The 17,194-nt window shown below is 68.3% G+C and carries 16 protein-coding genes; 6 read left to right on the plus strand and 10 right to left on the minus strand.

From position 1 onward, the window contains the following. Window positions 1–4 precede the first annotated feature (4 nt). Entirely contained in the window at window positions 5–1,111 is a 1,107-nt protein-coding gene (locus JF781_RS20195; protein ID WP_225328737.1) for a zinc-binding dehydrogenase, read from the minus strand. A gap of 38 nt (window positions 1,112–1,149) precedes the next feature. Next, the gene (locus JF781_RS20200; protein ID WP_225328738.1) at window positions 1,150–2,748 is read right to left on the minus strand and encodes an acyl-CoA synthetase; all 1,599 of its coding nucleotides are present in this window, start codon (window positions 2,746–2,748) and stop codon (window positions 1,150–1,152) included. Window positions 2,749–2,841: 93 nt separating this feature from the next. Between JF781_RS20200 and JF781_RS20205 the strand changes: the two genes are divergently transcribed. After that, complete coding sequence (locus tag JF781_RS20205) at window positions 2,842–4,779, plus strand: NAD(P)/FAD-dependent oxidoreductase (protein ID WP_225328739.1); 1,938 nt, start codon at window positions 2,842–2,844, stop codon at window positions 4,777–4,779. Next, the gene (locus JF781_RS20210; protein WP_225328740.1) at window positions 4,776–5,666 is read left to right on the plus strand and encodes an SDR family NAD(P)-dependent oxidoreductase; all 891 of its coding nucleotides are present in this window, start codon (window positions 4,776–4,778) and stop codon (window positions 5,664–5,666) included. Before JF781_RS20205 ends, JF781_RS20210 begins: the two co-directional genes overlap by 4 nt. Here JF781_RS20210 and JF781_RS20215 read toward each other — a convergent pair. Together JF781_RS20215 and JF781_RS20220 are read right to left on the minus strand one after the other, a co-directional pair. Continuing rightward, entirely contained in the window at window positions 5,663–6,289 is a 627-nt protein-coding gene (locus tag JF781_RS20215; RefSeq protein WP_225328741.1) for a Dabb family protein, read from the minus strand. The genes JF781_RS20210 and JF781_RS20215 overlap by 4 nt on opposite strands. Then, the gene (locus JF781_RS20220; protein ID WP_225328742.1) at window positions 6,282–6,638 is read right to left on the minus strand and encodes a hypothetical protein; all 357 of its coding nucleotides are present in this window, start codon (window positions 6,636–6,638) and stop codon (window positions 6,282–6,284) included. Before JF781_RS20220 ends, JF781_RS20215 begins: the two co-directional genes overlap by 8 nt. Window positions 6,639–6,738: 100 nt before the next feature. Here JF781_RS20220 and JF781_RS20225 point away from each other — a divergent pair, with 100 nt between their 5' ends. Further along, entirely contained in the window at window positions 6,739–7,968 is a 1,230-nt protein-coding gene (locus JF781_RS20225; RefSeq protein ID WP_225328743.1) for an NADH:flavin oxidoreductase, read from the plus strand. Here JF781_RS20225 and JF781_RS20230 read toward each other — a convergent pair. The 6 genes from JF781_RS20230 to JF781_RS20255 form a co-directional block, all read right to left on the minus strand. Then, entirely contained in the window at window positions 7,954–8,877 is a 924-nt protein-coding gene (locus JF781_RS20230; RefSeq protein ID WP_225328744.1) for an alpha/beta hydrolase, read from the minus strand. The two genes, JF781_RS20225 and JF781_RS20230, sit on opposite strands and share 15 nt — an antisense overlap. Beyond that, on the minus strand, window positions 8,874–9,710 hold the full coding sequence (locus JF781_RS20235; protein WP_225328745.1) for an IclR family transcriptional regulator: 837 nt from the start codon (window positions 9,708–9,710) through the stop codon (window positions 8,874–8,876). Before JF781_RS20235 ends, JF781_RS20230 begins: the two co-directional genes overlap by 4 nt. A 157-nt stretch (window positions 9,711–9,867) precedes the next feature. Continuing rightward, window positions 9,868–11,367: an FAD-dependent oxidoreductase gene (locus JF781_RS20240; RefSeq protein WP_225328746.1), complete on the minus strand. Its 1,500-nt coding sequence runs from the start codon at window positions 11,365–11,367 to the stop codon at window positions 9,868–9,870. Continuing rightward, window positions 11,331–12,239, minus strand: a complete 909-nt coding sequence (gene bphC, locus JF781_RS20245; RefSeq protein ID WP_225328747.1) for a biphenyl-2,3-diol 1,2-dioxygenase — start codon at window positions 12,237–12,239, stop codon at window positions 11,331–11,333. The genes JF781_RS20240 and bphC overlap by 37 nt, the downstream gene beginning before the upstream one ends. Before the next feature lie 10 nt (window positions 12,240–12,249). Then, on the minus strand, window positions 12,250–13,434 hold the full coding sequence (locus tag JF781_RS20250) for an acyl-CoA dehydrogenase family protein (RefSeq protein WP_225328748.1): 1,185 nt from the start codon (window positions 13,432–13,434) through the stop codon (window positions 12,250–12,252). A 90-nt stretch (window positions 13,435–13,524) separates the two neighbouring features. Continuing rightward, a complete protein-coding gene (locus JF781_RS20255; RefSeq protein WP_225328749.1) occupies window positions 13,525–13,803 on the minus strand; it encodes a 2Fe-2S iron-sulfur cluster binding domain-containing protein in 279 nt (92 codons plus the stop codon). Window positions 13,804–13,933: 130 nt separating this feature from the next. Here JF781_RS20255 and JF781_RS20260 point away from each other — a divergent pair, with 130 nt between their 5' ends. Genes JF781_RS20260 through JF781_RS20270 form a run of 3 tightly spaced genes read left to right on the plus strand, consistent with a single transcriptional unit; the run spans window position 13,934 to window position 17,186 of the window. Further along, on the plus strand, window positions 13,934–15,544 hold the full coding sequence (locus JF781_RS20260; RefSeq protein WP_225328750.1) for an NAD(P)/FAD-dependent oxidoreductase: 1,611 nt from the start codon (window positions 13,934–13,936) through the stop codon (window positions 15,542–15,544). Next, window positions 15,541–16,344: a mycofactocin-coupled SDR family oxidoreductase gene (locus JF781_RS20265; protein ID WP_225328751.1), complete on the plus strand. Its 804-nt coding sequence runs from the start codon at window positions 15,541–15,543 to the stop codon at window positions 16,342–16,344. The genes JF781_RS20260 and JF781_RS20265 overlap by 4 nt, the downstream gene beginning before the upstream one ends. Next, window positions 16,341–17,186 (plus strand): mycofactocin-coupled SDR family oxidoreductase, encoded by an 846-nt coding sequence (locus JF781_RS20270; protein WP_225328752.1) that lies wholly within the window; start codon window positions 16,341–16,343, stop codon window positions 17,184–17,186. Before JF781_RS20265 ends, JF781_RS20270 begins: the two co-directional genes overlap by 4 nt. The last annotated feature ends 8 nt before the right edge of the window (window positions 17,187–17,194 follow it).

The following is a 17,194-nucleotide window of genomic DNA, read 5'->3' on the forward strand; positions in this document are numbered from 1 at the left end:
TCGGTCAGGGGACAATGCTGGCTCGGACGTCGCGCCTGCCTTCGGCGGCCGCGAAGGCCTCATTGATGTCGTCGAGCGAATAGCATTTCGCGGCAAGGTGACTCAGTGGCAGCCTGGCTTGGTTCTGTTCCAGGAAGGCCAGCGCCCGCGACAATACCTCCGGGTCGTACAGCGACACTCCGATCATCGTCTTGTTGGCGAACACGAATCGGGAAGGATCGAACTCGAAGGTCTTGCCGATGTTGATGTTGCCGATCTCGACGTAGCGGCCGAATTGCCCGAGCAGCTTGAGGCCCTCGTCGATCGCCGCCGGGTGGCCCGCCACCTCCACCGCCACGTCGGCCCCCTGCCCATCGGTGAGCTTGCGGACGAGCTTGGCGCGGTCCTTGACGTCGGGCACCTCGGTGATGTCGATGACATGGTCGGCGCCGAAGGCGCCCGCCAGTTCCAGGCGTTCGGGCACCCCGTCGAGGACGATCACACGTGCCGCCCCGCGCGCCTTGGCGACCGCGACCGCATACAGGCCGAGCGCACCGGCGCCCTGCACCACCACGGTCTCGCCGAGCTGCTGGCCGACCCGCTCGAGGCCGTACATCACCTGCGACAGTGCGCAATTGGCGCCGGCGGCGATGTCGTCGGAAACACCGTCGGGCACGGTGTACACCACCGCGCCGGCCGGCAGCAGGTAGTAGTCGCCGTATCCGCCGACGAAATACGGCGGCGCGTCGGCACGGCCGAGCATCGCCATCGTCAAGTTCAGACACGCGTTACGCCGGCCGGCCAGGCAATTCCGGCACCGATGGCAGCAGAAAAAATACGGGAAGACCACCCGGGCGCCCGGTTGCAGAGGTGTGCCGCTGGAATCCGTGCTGACGCCGTCGCCGAGCGCTTCGACCGCGCCGACCATCTCGTGGCCCAGAACGGTCGGCAGCTGGCCGCCCAGGCCCCGGGTGGCGAAGGTCCCGTGCCAGGCGTGCACATCCGAGCCGCAGATGTTGGCCCGGGTGACTTTGACGAGGATCTCGCCGGGGCCGACGTCGGGCAGGCTGACGGTTTCGATTTCGAAGGGCTTACCGGGCCCGTCGAAGCGTGCGATGCGGCCTGTGTACACGGGCGACGAATTCCTTTCGGGCAGATGCTATTTCGAGGTCAACTGAATGCGTGCTCTTCAATACTGAACCGTTCCCGCAGCAAGCGTTTGAGCAACTTCCCGCTGGGGTTCTTCGGCAGCGCGTCGACGAAGAAGACACGTTTGGGCGTCTTGAAGCCGGCCAGATGAGCCCGGCAGTGGGAGAACAGGTCTTCCTCGGTGAGGGTGGCGCCGTCGCGGGGGACGACGGCGGCCACCACGGCTTCCACCCACACGGGGTGGGGCAGGCCGAACACCGCGACTTCCTCAACACCGTTGTGCCGGTAGATGACTTCCTCGACCTCCCGGCTGGCCACGTTCTCGCCGCCGGTCTTGATCATGTCCTTCTTGCGGTCGACGACGTGCAGCAGCCCGTGTTCGTCGAAGTAGCCGAGGTCACCGGAGTGGAACCAGCCGCCCTTGAAGGCCGCCGCCGTGCGTTCCGGGTCATTCAGGTAGCCCGGGGTCAAATGCGGGCTGCGGTGGGCGATCTCGCCGACCACGCCGGCCGCGACGGGGTTGTCGTCGTCGTCGAGGATGACCGTTTCCACGTTGAGCACCGGCCGCCCGGCCGCACCGCCGTGCGCGTCCTGTTCGTCGGGTCCCAGCGCGGAGGCCAGCGGCGCCATCTCGGTCTGGCCGTAGAAGTTCCACAGCCGCAGGTTGGGCAGCCGCTCGCGGATCTCGCGCAGGATCTCCACCGGCATTGCCGAGGCGCCGTAATAGCCCTTGCGCAGGCTGGACAGGTCCACCTGATCGAACACCGGTGAGCGCAGCAGCGAGATCCAGACCGTCGGGGGAGCGAAATAGTTCGTGACACGGTAGCGCTCGATCGTCCGCAGCACGGTTTCGGGCTCGGGCCGCGGCAGGATGACGCTGGTCGCGCCCAGGTAAATATCGGTGGCCAAGAAGTTGTCTAGCTGCGCGCAGTGATACAGCGGCAGCGAGTGGATTTCGACGTCGTCGGGCGACATCTCGCCCGCGACGATCGTGCTGACGTACTGCCACATCAGGCTGCGGCTGGTGTGGATGGCGGCCTTGGGACGGGATTCGGTTCCGCTGGTGTACATCAACCGCACGGGTTGGTCGTCGTCGACGTGCGGGCTCGGGGCCGGTGCGTCGGTGGTCAGCCACTGGCTGAAATCCGCCCAACCGGGCACGCCCTGGTGTCCCCTCGGCACCAGGGCGACCTTGGCCCTGACCGCCCCACCTCGCCGCATCGCCTCCTCGGCGGTCGGTGTCAGATCCGCTTCGACGACGAGGCCGCCGACCCGACTGTGATCGAGGATGTAGGCGATCTCCTCTGCGGTCAGCATGAAGTTGATCGGGACCAGGACCACTCCCGCACGCGCCGTCGCGAATGCCAGCACGGCGTACTGCCAGCAGTTGCGTGACAAGAGCCCTAATCGGCCGCCGGGTCCAAACCCGCTGTCGTGCAAGGCCGCCGCCGTCCGGTCTACCAGGTCATCGAATTCGGCAAACGTCAGCACGACACCGTCGTCGATGATCGCGATCTTGTGCGGGTGCCGGCGGGCCGATCGCCGGGGGATATCGCCGAGTCCATGGCTACGTGCCCGTTCGATCATGGCGTCGAGGTCATCGGACTGCATGCCGGTCACGGTAAGCGCCGCCGCCCGCGAGCGGGCCATCCGTGTCCCGCTGAGTAGGCAGGGGCCCGCCAAGCGCGGGGGACCGCGCCGATACTCATCCGCATGAGCACTGGTGTCCCTTTCACGACCGAAAGCGCCGGGTGGACGGGTCCGGATCACGACGGCGTCGACGAACTGCGCGCCAACCTGCGTCAGGCGGACCCCGGCGTGCTGGTCGCCGTCCTGGCGCAGCTGACCGGCGATCCGACCGTGGCCGAGCGGTTCGCACCGAAGATCAGCCACGTGCCCAACCCGCCGGAGCAGGCCGGCGTCACCGATCCGGAGACCGCCGCACGGCTCATCGAGGAGATCGTCACGGCACTGGGGGAGCCGCGCCGGCAGGACGCGGTGCCCGCCGACGACCTCGACCTGTTCGCCCGTATCGCCCCCATCGCGCTCGGGGGAGAGATCGGACCCGAGTATCTGCAGCTGCTCCTCGAGCAGGGCGGGTTCCAGCCCTCACAACCGGTACTGCCGCGCACCGCAAAGCTTCCCGCGGACTTCCGGGTGGTCATCATCGGCGCGGGCATTGCGGGCATCACCGCCGCGCTCGCGTGCGCGGACGCGGGGATCGAATACCAGATCATCGAGCGAAACGACGAGGTCGGCGGCACCTGGTACACCACCACCTATCCCGGCATCGGTGTCGACACGCCCTCGGCCTACTACTCCCTGTCGCGTGACGTCAACGGCGACTGGTCGAGTTATTACCCGCAGGGTGCGGAGTATCAGGCCTACCTGGTGTCGGTGGCGGACAAGAACGATCTGCGCCGGCACACCCGGTTCGGCACCGAGGTCGAAGCGTTGTGGTGGGACGAGGGGCGCCGGCAGTGGCAGATCCACGCGGTCGGCCCGGACGGAACCCGCGACGTCAGTTACGCGAATGTGGTGATTCCGGCCGCCGGGTATCTCAATCGGCCGCGGTGGCCGGAACTGCCTGGCCGCGAGACGTTCTCGGGAATTTCGATCCATTCCGCACAGTGGGATCCGAAGCTGGATCTCACGGGCAAGAGGGTCGCGATCATCGGAGCCGGGTGCACCGCGGTCCAGATCGTCGACGCATGCGTGGACCAGGTCGCGCACATGACGGTGTTCCAACGCCAGCCGCACTGGGTCGCGCCGCGACGGCGGCCATCCGACGATGTTCCCGCCTACCAGAGGTGGCTGGGCACCCGGCTCCCGTTCTACGCCAATTGGGTTCGGCTCAAGTCCTATTGGGGCACATCGGACAACAACTATCCGGTGATCCTGCATGACGAGGAGTGGGCGGCCGAGCACCTGTCGATCTCGCCGGCCAACGACGTGCTGCTGCAGATCTGCCTCGATTACATCGATCGCGTGTTCGGCGCGGGCAGCGAGCTCGCCCGCAAGGTCACCCCCGACTTCGCTCCCTACGGCAAGCGGATCATCCGCGACCCCGGCGGCTACTATGCCGCGCTGGCCCGTGAGCACGTCGACGTCGAGGCCAGCGAACCGGCCCGGGTCAACGAGGCCGGAATCGTGACCGCCGACGGCAGGCAGATCGACCTCGACATCATCATCTACGCGACCGGCTACTACCTGGATTTCCTTTCCAACGTGGATATTCGGGGCCGCGACGGCAAGAAGCTGACCGACGAGTGGGGCGACGCTCCCCGGGCCTACCGGGGCGGGATGGTGCCCGGATTCCCGAACCTGTTCATTTCCTCCGCACCCAACTACAGTCCGGGTCACGGCGCGGGGCACAACTTCGGTGTCGAAGTGATGGTGCACTACGTGATGGAATGCCTGCAGTTGCTGGCGTTGCGCGAGGCCGCCACGATGGAGGTCACGCAGCGCGCCTACGAGGACTACGTCGACCGCATCGATGCGACCATGGCCGGCACCGTATGGCGCCACACGCCGTCGGCCCACACCTACTATCGGTCGGGGGGCCGGATCGTGATCGCTTTCCCGTACCGCCTGGTCGACTTCTGGCACGACCATCGTGCCCCCGTCGAGGGGGATCTCGAGCTGCGATGAGCGACGGGTTACTTTCCGGCAAGACGGCTTTGGTCACCGGTAGCAGCCGGGGTATAGGGCGCGCCATCGCGCAGCGACTGGCCGCCGAGGGCGCGACCGTGGCGGTCACCGCACGATCGCACACGTCTTCTCTGTCGACGCGGGCCGGAACCACCGCCGCGTTGCCGGGGACCATCGGCGAAACGATCGAGCTGATCGAGGCCGCCGGGGGCTCGGCGTTCGGTGTTGCGAGCGACCTGGAGGATGCGCGGCAGCGCGACGGTTTGGTCGGGGCGGTGCTCGAGCGCACCGGACGCATCGACATCCTGGTCAACAACGCCGGTTTCGCCGACTACTCGCTGGTCGAGGACATGAGTCTGGAAACGTTCGATCGCACCGTGGAGCACTACCTTCGCGTTCCGTTCGTACTGACGAAATCCGCTGTGCCGCACATGCGTAACCAGGGCGCGGGCTGGATCGTCAACATCGGCTCGGTGACGGGCGTGGCCCCCGTCCGGCCGTACCGGGAATACAACAAGACGTCCGGCGACGTGATCTATGCGTCCATGAAAGCGGCCCTGCACCGGTTCACCCAGGGCGTGGCCGCCGAGCTGCTGGACGCCAACATCGCCGTGAATTGCGTCGGGCCCTCGACGGCGGTACGCACTCCCGGTGCCGCGCAACTGATCCCGGACTCGTTCCCCACCGAACCGGTGGAGTATCTGGCCGAGACGGTGCTGGCGATGTGCCATCTGGCCGCCCAGGAGCGCACCGGCTTGGTCGCGTTCAGCCTGCACTACCCGTGGTCACAACGACTACCGGTGCACAGCCTGGACGGCACCGAGGTGTTGCCACCCTTGCAGCCGCCCGCGACCGCCAACCCGAATATCGCCCCGGCGGGGGTCTAGACGAGTACCGGGTCGGGGATGGCGCAGAAGCTGTGGCATACCCGGTCGCGGATGATCACGTCGGTGGTCTCCGGGTCGAACCAGCGGTCCACCACCGCCCAGTGGATCGGGTGCATCAGGTAGGGCCCCATCAGCGCCTCGACGTCGGCGAACTCCTGCTCGAAAACGTGCGTCCACGAGCAGTTTCCGACCACGGCGGATACCCGGCTCAGCTGCCACGCCCGGATCGTCGGTAGGTACCGGGGCATCGACGACAGCTCGCGCTCGAACCGGGCGACGGTGTGCTCGGGTGTGTCGGGCTGCACGCGCAGCAAAAGCGTTCGGTAAACCGTGCCGGCGTTGTCGCCGCAGCGAACGGGTGCGCCCGCGTAGCCCGCGCCGTTGACTCGATCCACCGACGGATCAGCCAGCACGGCGGCGAGATCATCTGCCGCGCGATCACATTGGTCTTTCGTCGCGAACCGCAGATGCAGCAGAATGTCGCCCCCGTTGCGCGAGCCGGGCAGCGTCGGTTGCACCACCCGGCGCAGCGGCGCCGCCGCACCGGCGGCCGTGCGCAACTCGTCGAGGATCCGGTCGCGATCGGCCTCGGCGACGTCGATCAGCCGCGTGAGGTTATACATCGCACAGTCCGTCTACGTCGTCGGCGGCCGCGGCGAAGGATCGGGACCGATCGGTCAGCAATTCGCCTATCCGCGACCACCATTCGCGCAGCGCGGGATCCGGGCGCCCCTTCCACGTCATCTCCCACCACGCCTGCGCGCTGGGCAGTGTCCAGGTGATGGTGACGGTGTTGACCTGCTCCTCGGACTCGTCGAACCAGATCGGCGGGCTCACCAGGATGTCGCGCAGCGTCATGCCCCGTTCGCGCGCGCCGGGGGCGTATTCGGCGAGGTAGGCGTCGACGAATCGGCGGGCACACCCGGGTCGGGTCACCACCCGGTCGATCACGAACACTTCGCCGTCGGCCATGAGCCGACCGTATGGCACGCCGGGGACGCGGCGCCGTCGGCTCCCGGCCACCGGGAACCTACCGTTGACCAACTGCGGATGCGGGGGTCAGTGTCGCCGCATGAGTGTAGCGCCGCCCGACCCTTTCGCCCCCGCCGTACTGGGGCCGGTGACATTGCGTAACAGGGTGATCAAGGCGGCGACGTCGGAAGGCCGATCACCGCGGGGCTTGGTGACCGATGATCTGATCGAGTTCCATCGGTCGTTCGCCTCCGGTGGCGTCGGGATGACGACCGTCGCGTACTGCTGCGTGGCGCCCGAGGGTGCCAGCGCGCCCGGACAAATCGTGATGAGCGAGGCGGCCCGTCCGGGCCTGCGGAAGCTGACCGACGCGGTGCACCAGGACGGTGCGGCGATCTCGGCCCAACTCGGGCACGCGGGTGTCGTGGCGCAGAAAAGGCTGACCGGGGTCACGCCCATGGCGCCGAGCAGGTTCGTCAACCCCGCATCCATGGGTTACTGCCGCGAGATCACCCGCGCCGAGATCGCCCGGGTGATCGACCAATTCGGTGCCGCCGCCCGGGTGGCCGCCGACGCGGGCTTCGATGCCGTGGAACTGCATTTCGGTCACCTATACCTGCCGAGCTCGTTTTTGAGTCCGTTGATCAACCGACGCAGGGATGAATACGGCGGCGACATCGACAACCGGTCGCGGTTCTGCCGTGAGATCGCCCGGCGCGTTCGCGACGAGATCGGTGACCGCATCGCGGTGACCGCCAAGCTCGATATGGACGACGGTGTGCCCGGTAGCATCTGGGTCGACGAGGCGCTGCGCACCGCGGCGCTGCTCGATGCCGACGCCGTGCTGGATGCCATCGAATTGACCCAGGGCTCTTCGGTTTTCAAGCCCATGTATCTGTTTCGTGGTGACGTCCCCGTCAAGGAATTCGCCCAGGTCATGCCGCAGCCCATGCGCACCGGCATCCGTCTCATCGGAAAGTGGGCGATGGGCGACTATCCCTACCGTGACCTTTACATGCTGGAAAATGCCCGCCAGTTCGTTCCCCTCATGCGCAACACCAAGCTGATCCTGCTGGGAGGCATCACCAATCGCGAGCACGTCGAGACCGGCATGCGCGAGGGCTTCGATTTCGTGGCGATGGGGCGGGCGCTGCTGCGCGAACCGGACCTGGTCTCGAGGATGATCGCCGATCCGGCCACCCGAAGCCGCTGCACCCACAACAATCAGTGCATGGTCACCGTGTTCGGGCGGACCCATTGCGTGCTCGATCCCGGACAGCGCTACGGTGCGGCAGAACCGTTGCGCGCCAACGAACTACCGCTGCAATAGATCGGACAGGGCTGCGGCGGCCTCTTTGCGCGCCCGGTGCGCGATGTCGAGCATCGGCATCGTCATGAACCCGTGGATGCCGCCGTGGTAACACAATTGCCTGGTCGGCACGCCGGCCGCTGTCAACGCGCCGGCGTAGGCCAATCCCTCGTCGCGCAGGGGATCGTGGCCGGCGACCACCACCACGGCGGGCGGCACCCCGCGCAGGTCGGCGCTCAGCGGCGCGGCGTACGGGTGCGCGCGGTCCTCGCGCGAGGGCAAGTAGCAATCCCAGTACCACTGCAGCGCCGGTTTGGGATTGTAGAAGCCCCGGCCGAACAGCCGGTAGGACTCGGTGTCGAAGTCGGCCGCGATCACCGGGTAGAGCAGCAGTTGGGCCGCCGGCGCCGGGCCGCCGCGGTCGCGGGCCATGATCGCGGTCACCGCGGCCAGGTTGCCGCCCGCGCTGTCGCCGCCCACGACCAGACGCTCGGGGTCAGCCCCGAGCGACCCGGCGTTGTCGTACGCCCAGCACGTCACGGCGTACACGTCCTCGACCGCCGCCGGCCAGGGATTCTCCGGAGCCAACCGATAGTCGACCGAAACCACAACGGCGGGAACGAGGTTGGCGATATTGCGGCAGAGCCCGTCGTGGCTGTCCAGGTCGCAGAACACGAACCCGCCGCCGTGCGCGTAGACCAGGATCGGCACCGGTCCCGCCGCCTCGGGACGGTATACGCGCACGGGGATCGGGCCACCCTGACCCTCCACCGAGCGATCGGCGACCGCGGCGACGGGTTCGGGCCGCGCCGGCGGCACGAGCCTTGACCGGATGAGCGCTCGGGCCTCGGCGCCGCTCATCTCCTGCACGGGTGGGAACCCGCCATCCAATTGCGGGAGGATCGCAGCGATCTGCGGATCGAGGCTCACGCGTACTGCAGGGCCGGCCGTCGCGCCGGCGCCGGGTGTTGCGGCCGCAGGGAAGGCAACGGCCGCAGCGGCTGCAGGGTCGGGGCGACTCGTTGCGGGCCGCCTTCGACGTTGCGCCACACGCCCATCGCGGTCATGCGCACCGGGGCGGCGAGGCGCTGGTCAAGCGCCATGCGATTCAGCGGACCGCATACCGACACGGCCGCCACGGCCTCACCGGGACACCCGATAGGGGCCGCGACACAGCCAAACCCGAGCAGGGATTCTTCGCGCTCGAAGGCGACGCCGTGCGCCCTGACCTTGGCCAGTTCCGCCGCCAGTTGCGGAGCGCTGGAAATCGAGTACTTCGTCAGGCGGGCCCCCAGATCGATGTCGGTCTCCTCGTCGCGATAAGCCAGGATCGCCTTACCGACGGCGGTACAGTGCGCGGGCTGACGGCCGCCGACCCGGGTGGGGATCGCACCGATCATCCGGTCGCCGACCTTGTCGAGGTAGACGACGTCGGCTCCGTCCAGCACCGCGAGGTGCACGACAAGCCCGGTGGCGCGGTGCAATTCACCCAGCAGTGGGCCCGCGGCCCGCACCAACCGATCCTGGTGCACGGCAAGCGAACCCAGCTCCACCAGCCGCATGCCGAGTTCGTAGTCACGACCGCTGCGACGCAGCCAGCGCAATTGAACCAGCCGCTCGAGCATGCGGTGCGCCGACGAGCGTGGCAGGCCGGTGCGGCGCACGATCTGGGCCAGCGTCAGCCGTCCGGGGCCGTCGAAGGCGTCCAGGACCAGCGAGATGCGGTCGATGACGGCGGTGGGGGTTTCGGCAGGCGCGGCCATACGTCCTCCTGGCTGGCATATTCCTATTAGGAATATAGTTCTACCACACCGCTGTGGTCGCTGTCACACACCGCGCCGACAAACCCGCGAGCGTAACGGCACTGCGAATCTCCGCGCGATTTTTCGCAGTGGCGTTACGCCCGCGGGCAAAAGGGAATCAGGCGTTGGCGGCCGAGCGTCCGGCGCGGCGGCCGTAGAAGCTGCCGTCACCGAGCGAGACGCCGCTGGCATAACCCCACGCGGCCAGGCCGGCGGTGCACCGGCCCGCGGCGAACAGCCCGGGTATGGGCGCGCCGCTGACGTGCAACACCTCGGCGTCCAGCGTGGTGGCGAGCCCGCCGAGGGTGAAGCCGCCGGTGCTTTCCCGCAGGTCGATGGCGCCGACGGGGGAGCCGATCGGCCTGATCCACTCGGCCTTCTTGTGCAGCAGCGGGTCCTCGCCGCGCGCGGCGCCCTCGTTGTAGGCGGCCACGGTGGCCTGCAGCGAACCGGGCGGCAGGCCCATGTCGCGTTCCAGGTCGCCGACGGTGTCGGCCACCCAGGTCGCCGGGCGCAGCATCAGCTTCGGCGACCACGACGCCTCCGCCTCCTCCTGCGCGTCACCGTCGATGATCAGGTACGCGACGTTGTCCTGCTGGTACAGCGTGAGCTGGCCGATGCGGCCCGGGTAGGTGTCCTCGGCGACGTAGCGCTGACCGCGCCCGTTGACCAGGACGCCGCGCACCAGCTGTTGGGGGTCGACGAAGATCGCGACCTCGGTGGCGTCCATGTGCGCCAGGTCGGCGCCCAGCGCCTGCGCCATCCGTATCGCCTGCCCGTCGTGTTGCTCGATCGACGCGGCCGGCCGTCCCGCGATGCGCGGCGCGTAGCGCGCCACCATCGCGTCGTTGTAGGCGAAACTGCCGGTGGCGAGCACGACCCCGCGGCGCGCCCGGATCGCCATGTCGCTCCCGTACTGGCGGGCGCAGATGCCCACCACCCGGCCGTCGGATTCGGTGATCAGCCGCTGCACCCGCACGTCGTAGAGCGCCCGCGCGCCGGCGGCGGCGGCCGTTTCGACGAGCGGCTTCATCAGCATGTAGCCCGCGCTTGCTTCGCCCTGCTTCTTGTTCTGCATCTGCGGGACGTGCCCGCGCGGGGCGGGGGCAGCGATCGTGTTGAACGGATAGGAGTTTTCGCCGCCGCTGTACATCAACCCCTGATCGCCCATGGGCTCCCAGCCCGGCTCGGAGAAGAACTCCGCCTTGAACGGGACGCCGCAGCCCACCAGCCAGTCGAAGTGGGCGACGCTGCCGGCGCAGTAGTCGGCGATCCTGGTCTCGTCGGCGCCGGGGCCCATCGCGACGTTGAGGAATGCCGCCATGTTGTCGACGGAATCGTCGAAGCCGCAAGCCTTTTGCAGCGGCGTGCCGCCCCCGAGATAGATGAATCCGCCCGCCATCGACGCCGCGCCGCCCCAGGAGCCGGTGCGCTCGAGCACCAGGACGTCGGCGCCGGACCGGGCGGCTTCCACCGCCGCGGCGGCGCCCGCGATCCCATAGCCGGCGATGACGACGTCGGCCTCGGCGTCCCACGACGTGATCGACGACGCCGCCACCGGCGTCACATCGAATTCGGCGATCACATGCGCATGGCCGCGGGTGGATCCGGAATCCACTCGTGGCCCCAATAGCTGTCGGCGGTGATTTCCTCTGCGGTGTAGTACGTTTCGTCGACCCGCATCCCATCGGTGCCGAATTCGATGTCCCAGTCGCCGGGCGCGCGGACGTAGAAGGACACCATCTTGTCGTTGGTGTGCCGGCCCAGGGTGGACGCGACGGTGAAGCCATCGGCGTTGACGCGGTCCAGCGCCTGGCCGACCGCGTCGAGGGTGTCCACCTCCACCATGACGTGCACCAGTCCGGGATCGCGCTGCTGGGCGGCGGGGCAGATCGCCAGGCTGTGATGGCGCGCGTTGATGCCGAGGAACCGCACCCGGATCGGGCCGAACTCGGCGGGCAGCGGCACCCGGAACGCGCCGCGGGACCGGAAACCGAGCACCTCGGTGTAGAAGTCGACGACGCCATTGAAATCGGTTGCGGGAACGACGACGTGGCCCAGGCCCTGGTCGCCCGTCACGAACTTCGCGCCGAACGGCGTGATCACCGGGCTGTGGTCGAGCACCGCGCTGTGGAAGACCTCCAGCGTGGTGCCGGCCGGGTCCTCGAAGGTGATCACCTCTTCGACGCGGCGGGCGTCGGCCTCCTGGACGGACAATTCCTTGAAACCGACACCGGCACCGTCCAGGGCGGCCTTGACCCGTTGCAGCGCCTGGTGGTCGCGCACCTCCCAGCCGACGGTGATCACCCGGTCAACGTCGCCGGGCACGACGATGATCCGGGCCGCGCGCTCGTCCATCCGCAAGTACAGCGCGGACTCGTCAGGTCCTTTCCCTTCGGCGAATCCCAGCACACCGAACGCGAAATGGCGCCAACGCTCGATATCGGCGGTCGAAACCGTGATGTAGCCAAGGCTTTTCAGGTCAGTCACCGAAAGCTCCTCAGATCAGGGCCCGCAGCGGGCCCTCGGGCGGGTCGATGCCGATCGAACTCAGCGCCGCCGCGTGATAGGTGGTGCCGGGGACATGGATGGCGTGCATCTGTCCGACGTGCACGTCACGCCAATACCGTTGCAGCGGCTTGTCCATCCGGGCCGCGTTGCCGCCGGAGCGGGCGAAGATCTCGTCGACGGCCGAGACCGCGCGCCACACCGCGCGAACCTGGGTGCGGCGCCCGGCCGCGCGGTCGGCGAACGACACCTCCTTGCCGGCCGCGACCATGTCGTAGATGCGGTCGGCGTTGGCCAGCAGCTCCTGGCGGGCGGCGTTGATGTCGGCGGCGGCCTCGCCGATCGCGTGCATCACGTAGGGGTCGTCCTTGATCGCGGTGCCGGTCGCGCCGACCCGGCCCCGCTGGTAATCCAGGTGCGCGGCCAGCGCGCCCTCGGCGATGCCGATGGTGGCCGCCGAGATGCCGAGCGGGAACATCGTCGACCACGGCATCAGGTACAGCGGTTCGGTCATGCCGGCCTCGCGCTGGGCGGTGCCGTCCATCACCTTCGCCGCGTCCATGGTCCGGTAGGCGGGGACGAACGCGTCTTTGACGATGACGTCCTTGGAGCCAGTTCCGCGCAGCCCCACCACATTCCACGAGTCCTCGACGATCTCGTAGTCCTTGCGCGGCAGGATCATGTGCAGCATCTGCGGCGGCATCAACGGGACGCCCTTGTCGTCGCCGAGCATGGCCCCCAGGATGATCCAGTCGCAGTGATCGGTGCCCGAGCTGAACTGCCAGCGCCCGTTGAAGAGGTAGCCGCCGTCGACCGGTTTGGCCACGCCCTGCGGCGCGTACGGGGAGGCCATCCAGGTGTCGACGTCGTCGGCCCAGATTTCGGCGGCGACCTTGGGGTCCGCGTAGGCCAGCTGGTAGGGATGCACACCCACCACGCCGACGATCCAGCCGGCGGCGGGATCCAGCGCCGCGGTCGCCATGGTCGTTTCGGCGAACTCGCGGGGGTGGACCTCGAAGCCCTGGTATTGCTTGGTCTGCAGCAGCCGGATCAGGCCTGCGCCCTTCATCAGCTTGACGGTGTCGTCGGTCAGCCGGCCGAGTTGTTCGGCTTCCGCGGCCTGGTCGCGCAATTGATCGGCCATCGCCACTACCCGGTCGATTACCCGGTCGCTCATATCGTTGTCCTTACGTGTGGGGCTTAGTAATGGTCTACCGCAGTGGGGGCCAGTCCCAAAGGAAATCCCGATGAGCGGACACGGCGGTTGTCAAAATTTGACCCGAACATCGGTGCCGGCCGGCCGCGCCTGGCAGGCGAGAATCAGGCCGTCTTCGAGATCTTCCGGGCCCAGGACGTCGCACGGGGCCATGGCCACCTCGCCCGTGACGACGGTCGCCACGCACGAACCGCAGCGGCCTTCCCGGCACGAGTGGGGCACCGCGATCCCCGCGTCCAGCAATGTCTCGACCAGCGTCTGACCGCACGGCCAGCGCAAACGATGCCGACGACCGTCCAGATCGACTTCGACGTGTGCGACTTCCGCCATCGGCCGATCGTCGGCCGGGGCGCCGGGATGGCGGACGCCCGCGCCCGGTGGCCGGGAAAACTCGCCTCAAGCGTCCGGTGACCGGGAGGGGGAGCGGGTCGCGATGCCCAAGGCTTTACGGTGAGTACTTGTGAGCGATCTCGGCCAGCAGTCCGTCGATGTCGTCGTGGTCGGCGCCGGCTTCGCCGGCCTCTACGCCCTGCACACGCTGCGCGGCCGGGGCCTCTCGGTGCGAGTGCTCGAAGCCGCGCCCGAGATCGGCGGCACCTGGTATTACAACCGCTATCCCGGCGCGCGCTGCGACGTCGAGAGCGTCGATTACTGCTACTCGTTCTCCGACGAACTACAGCAGGAATGGAACTGGACCGAACGCTATGCCACCCAGGCCGAGATCCTCGAGTATCTGAACTGGGCCGCCGACAAACTCGACCTGCGCCGCAACATCGCGCTGCGCACCCGGGTGGTCTCGGCGACGCTCGACGAGGCCACGCTGCGCTGGACGATCGCCACCGATGCCGGACAGACGATCTCGGCGCGGTTCTGTCTGATGGCCACCGGCCCGTTGTCGGCCGCACTGACCCCGGACTTCGACGGCCTGGACACCTTTGGCGGCGAGATCTACCACACCGCCCAATGGCCCCACGACCCCGTCGACTTCCGCGGTAAACGGGTGGCCGTCATCGGCACCGGATCCTCTGGCATCCAATCGATCCCGATCATCGCCGAGCAGGCCGCGCACCTCTACGTCTTCCAGCGCACCCCCAATTACAGTGTCCCGGCGGGCAACAGGCCGCTGTCGGCCGCAGAGCTCGACGGAATCAAGGCGGAATATGCGCAGCGGCGCGCGCTGTCGTGGCGCAGCGGCGGCGGGTCACCGCACCTCACCGCCCCGAAGCCGACGATGCAGTTCACGCCCGAGGAGCGCCGAGCGGCGTTCGAAAAGCGGTGGCAGCTGGGCGGTGTGCTGTTCTCGAAGACCTTCCCGGACCAGATGACCGATCTGGAGGCCAACGAAGAGGCCCGCAAATTCTACGAGGAGAAAGTCCGGGCGATCATCGACGACCCGGCCGTCGCCGACCTACTGATCCCCAACGACCACCCCATCGGCACCAAGCGAATCTGCACCGACAGCAACTACTTCCAGACCTTCAACCGGCCGAACGTGTCGCTGATCAGCGTCCGCGCCACCCCCATCGAATCCGTCGACACCACCGGCATCAACACCACCGACGCCCACTACGACGTCGACATGATCGTGCTGGCAACGGGTTTCGACGCGATGACCGGGGCGTTGGGCAGGATCGACATCGTCGGACGCCGCGGCACCGCCCTGCGCGACGACTGGGCACACGGACCCCGCACCTATCTGGGGCTGGGCGTCGACGGGTTCCCCAACATGTTCCTGATCTCGGGCCCGGGGGCGCCCGCCGTGCTGGCGAACATGGTGCTGCACGCCGAAGCCCAGGTGAACTGGATCGCCGAGGCCATCGCGTTCCTCGACGAGCACGGTTACGCCGCAATCGAAGCCAAGGTCGACAGCGTGGACGCCTGGGGCGCCGAATGCGCCCGCCGGGCCGAGACGACGTTGTTCACCAAGGCGAACTCCTGGTACATGGGCGCGAACGTGCCGGGAAAGCCGCGGGGCTTCATGCTGTTCGTCGGGGGCTTCGCCGCGTACAACGACATCTGCGCCGAGGTCGCCGACGCCCGCTACCGCGGCTTCGATCTGATCGAACGATGACGGGATTGCTGGACAAGGTTGTCGTCGTCACCGGCGCCGCCAAAGGAACCGGGCGGGTGCACTGTCAGCGCTTCGCCGACGAGGGCGCCGATGTGATCGCGCTCGACGCGCCCGCCGCGGCCGACGAATTGCGGGGCACTGCAAGGGAAGTCGCCGGCCGCGGTCGGCGATGCGTGATCGGCCTGGCCGATGTCACCGACCTCGGGGCCGTCACCACCGCCATCGATGCCGGCGTCGCCGAGCTGGGCCGCCTCGACGTCATCGTCGCCAACGCCGGCGTCCACCTGCAGGGCGCGCCGTCCTGGGAACTCGACCCGCAGGTGTGGCAGCGCACGCTGGACATCAACCTCACCGGCGTCTGGCACACCGTCAGGGCCGGCGTGCCGCATATCGGCACCGACGGCGGCTCCGTCGTCATCATCAGCTCCACCAGCGGCATTCGCGGCCTGCCCAACACCGCCCACTACACCGCCAGCAAGCACGCGGTGGTGGGACTGGCCCGCACGCTCGCCAACGAGCTCGGGCCCCGCGGCATTCGGGTCAACACCGTGCACCCTGGCCCGGTCGCGACCCCAATGGTGCTCAACGAGACCACCTTTCGGCGGTTGCGACCGGACCTAGCCAACCCGACGGAGGCCGACGCCGCCGAGGTGCTGCGCGCTCGCAACCTGCTTCCGGTGCCGTGGGTCGAGCCCGTCGACATCGCCAACGCCGTGCTGTTCCTGGCCTCGGATGAAGCCCGCTACATCACCGGCACACAGCTCGTCGTCGATGCCGGCCTGACCCAGAAGACGACATGAGGGCGGCCCCCGCCGCGCGACTCCAAGGCAAGGTCGCCCTGATCACCGGCGCGGCGCGGGGGATCGGTCGCGCGCAGGCGGTGCGGTTCGCGCAGGAGGGCGCCGACATCGTCGCGCTCGACGTGTGCGGCCCGATCGACACGGTGATCGTCCCGCACAGCACCCCGGACGACCTCGACACCACCGCCTCGCTGGTCCGCGAGGCCGGCGGCCGGGTGCACACCGACATCGTCGACGTCCGCGACCTCGCCGGCCTGCAGGCCGCCACCGACCGAGGCGCCGAGCGGTTCGGCGGCCTGGACGTGGTGTGCGCGACCGCGGGGATCACGTCGCGCGGCCTGGCGGTCGACCTGGACGAAAACGCCTGGCGCACCATGCTGGACGTCAACCTCACCGGTGTCTGGCAGACCTGCCGCGTTGGCGCGCCCCACCTCATCGCCCGCGGCGCCGGGTCGGTGATCCTGACGAGCTCCATCGCCGGGCTGCGCGGGCTGGTCGGCGTCGCGCACTACACGGCCGCCAAGCACGGCGTGGTCGGCCTGATGCGCTCGTTGGCCAGTGAGCTTGCGCCGCATAATGTTCGGGTCAACTGCATCAACCCGACCAACGTCGACACGCCGATGATCCACAATGAGTTCGTCAGCAGCGCATTTCGCCCGGACCTGGACCGCCCGCCCACGCGCGCCGAATTCGCCGACGCCGCGCGTTCGATGAACATGCTTGCGGTGCCGTGGATCGACCCGATCGATGTCGCCAACGCCGCGCTGTTTCTGGCCTCCGACGAGGCGCGCTACATCACCGCGATCACCCTGCCCGTCGACGCGGGCGCCACCGGAAAATAAGGAGGATC

Origin of the sequence: Mycobacterium sp. WUMAC-067 (assembly GCF_020217485.1) — a bacterium.
Lineage (GTDB): Bacteria > Actinomycetota > Actinomycetes > Mycobacteriales > Mycobacteriaceae > Mycobacterium.

What these genes read in the sequence shown, in the direction of transcription:
- JF781_RS20220 (WP_225328742.1), bottom strand. Translation starts at nt 6,638, where the DNA reads ATGGCCGACGGCGAAGTGTTCGTGATCGACCGGGTGGTGACCCGACCC.
- JF781_RS20215 (WP_225328741.1), bottom strand. Translation starts at nt 6,289, where the DNA reads ATGTATAACCTCACGCGGCTGATCGACGTCGCCGAGGCCGATCGCGAC.
- JF781_RS20225 (WP_225328743.1), top strand. Translation starts at nt 6,739, where the DNA reads ATGAGTGTAGCGCCGCCCGACCCTTTCGCCCCCGCCGTACTGGGGCCG.
- JF781_RS20205 (WP_225328739.1), top strand. Translation starts at nt 2,842, where the DNA reads ATGAGCACTGGTGTCCCTTTCACGACCGAAAGCGCCGGGTGGACGGGT.
- JF781_RS20250 (WP_225328748.1), bottom strand. Translation starts at nt 13,434, where the DNA reads ATGAGCGACCGGGTAATCGACCGGGTAGTGGCGATGGCCGATCAATTG.
- JF781_RS20265 (WP_225328751.1), top strand. Translation starts at nt 15,541, where the DNA reads ATGACGGGATTGCTGGACAAGGTTGTCGTCGTCACCGGCGCCGCCAAA.
- JF781_RS20255 (WP_225328749.1), bottom strand. Translation starts at nt 13,803, where the DNA reads ATGGCGGAAGTCGCACACGTCGAAGTCGATCTGGACGGTCGTCGGCAT.
- JF781_RS20210 (WP_225328740.1), top strand. Translation starts at nt 4,776, where the DNA reads ATGAGCGACGGGTTACTTTCCGGCAAGACGGCTTTGGTCACCGGTAGC.
- JF781_RS20235 (WP_225328745.1), bottom strand. Translation starts at nt 9,710, where the DNA reads ATGGCCGCGCCTGCCGAAACCCCCACCGCCGTCATCGACCGCATCTCG.
- JF781_RS20270 (WP_225328752.1), top strand. Translation starts at nt 16,341, where the DNA reads ATGAGGGCGGCCCCCGCCGCGCGACTCCAAGGCAAGGTCGCCCTGATC.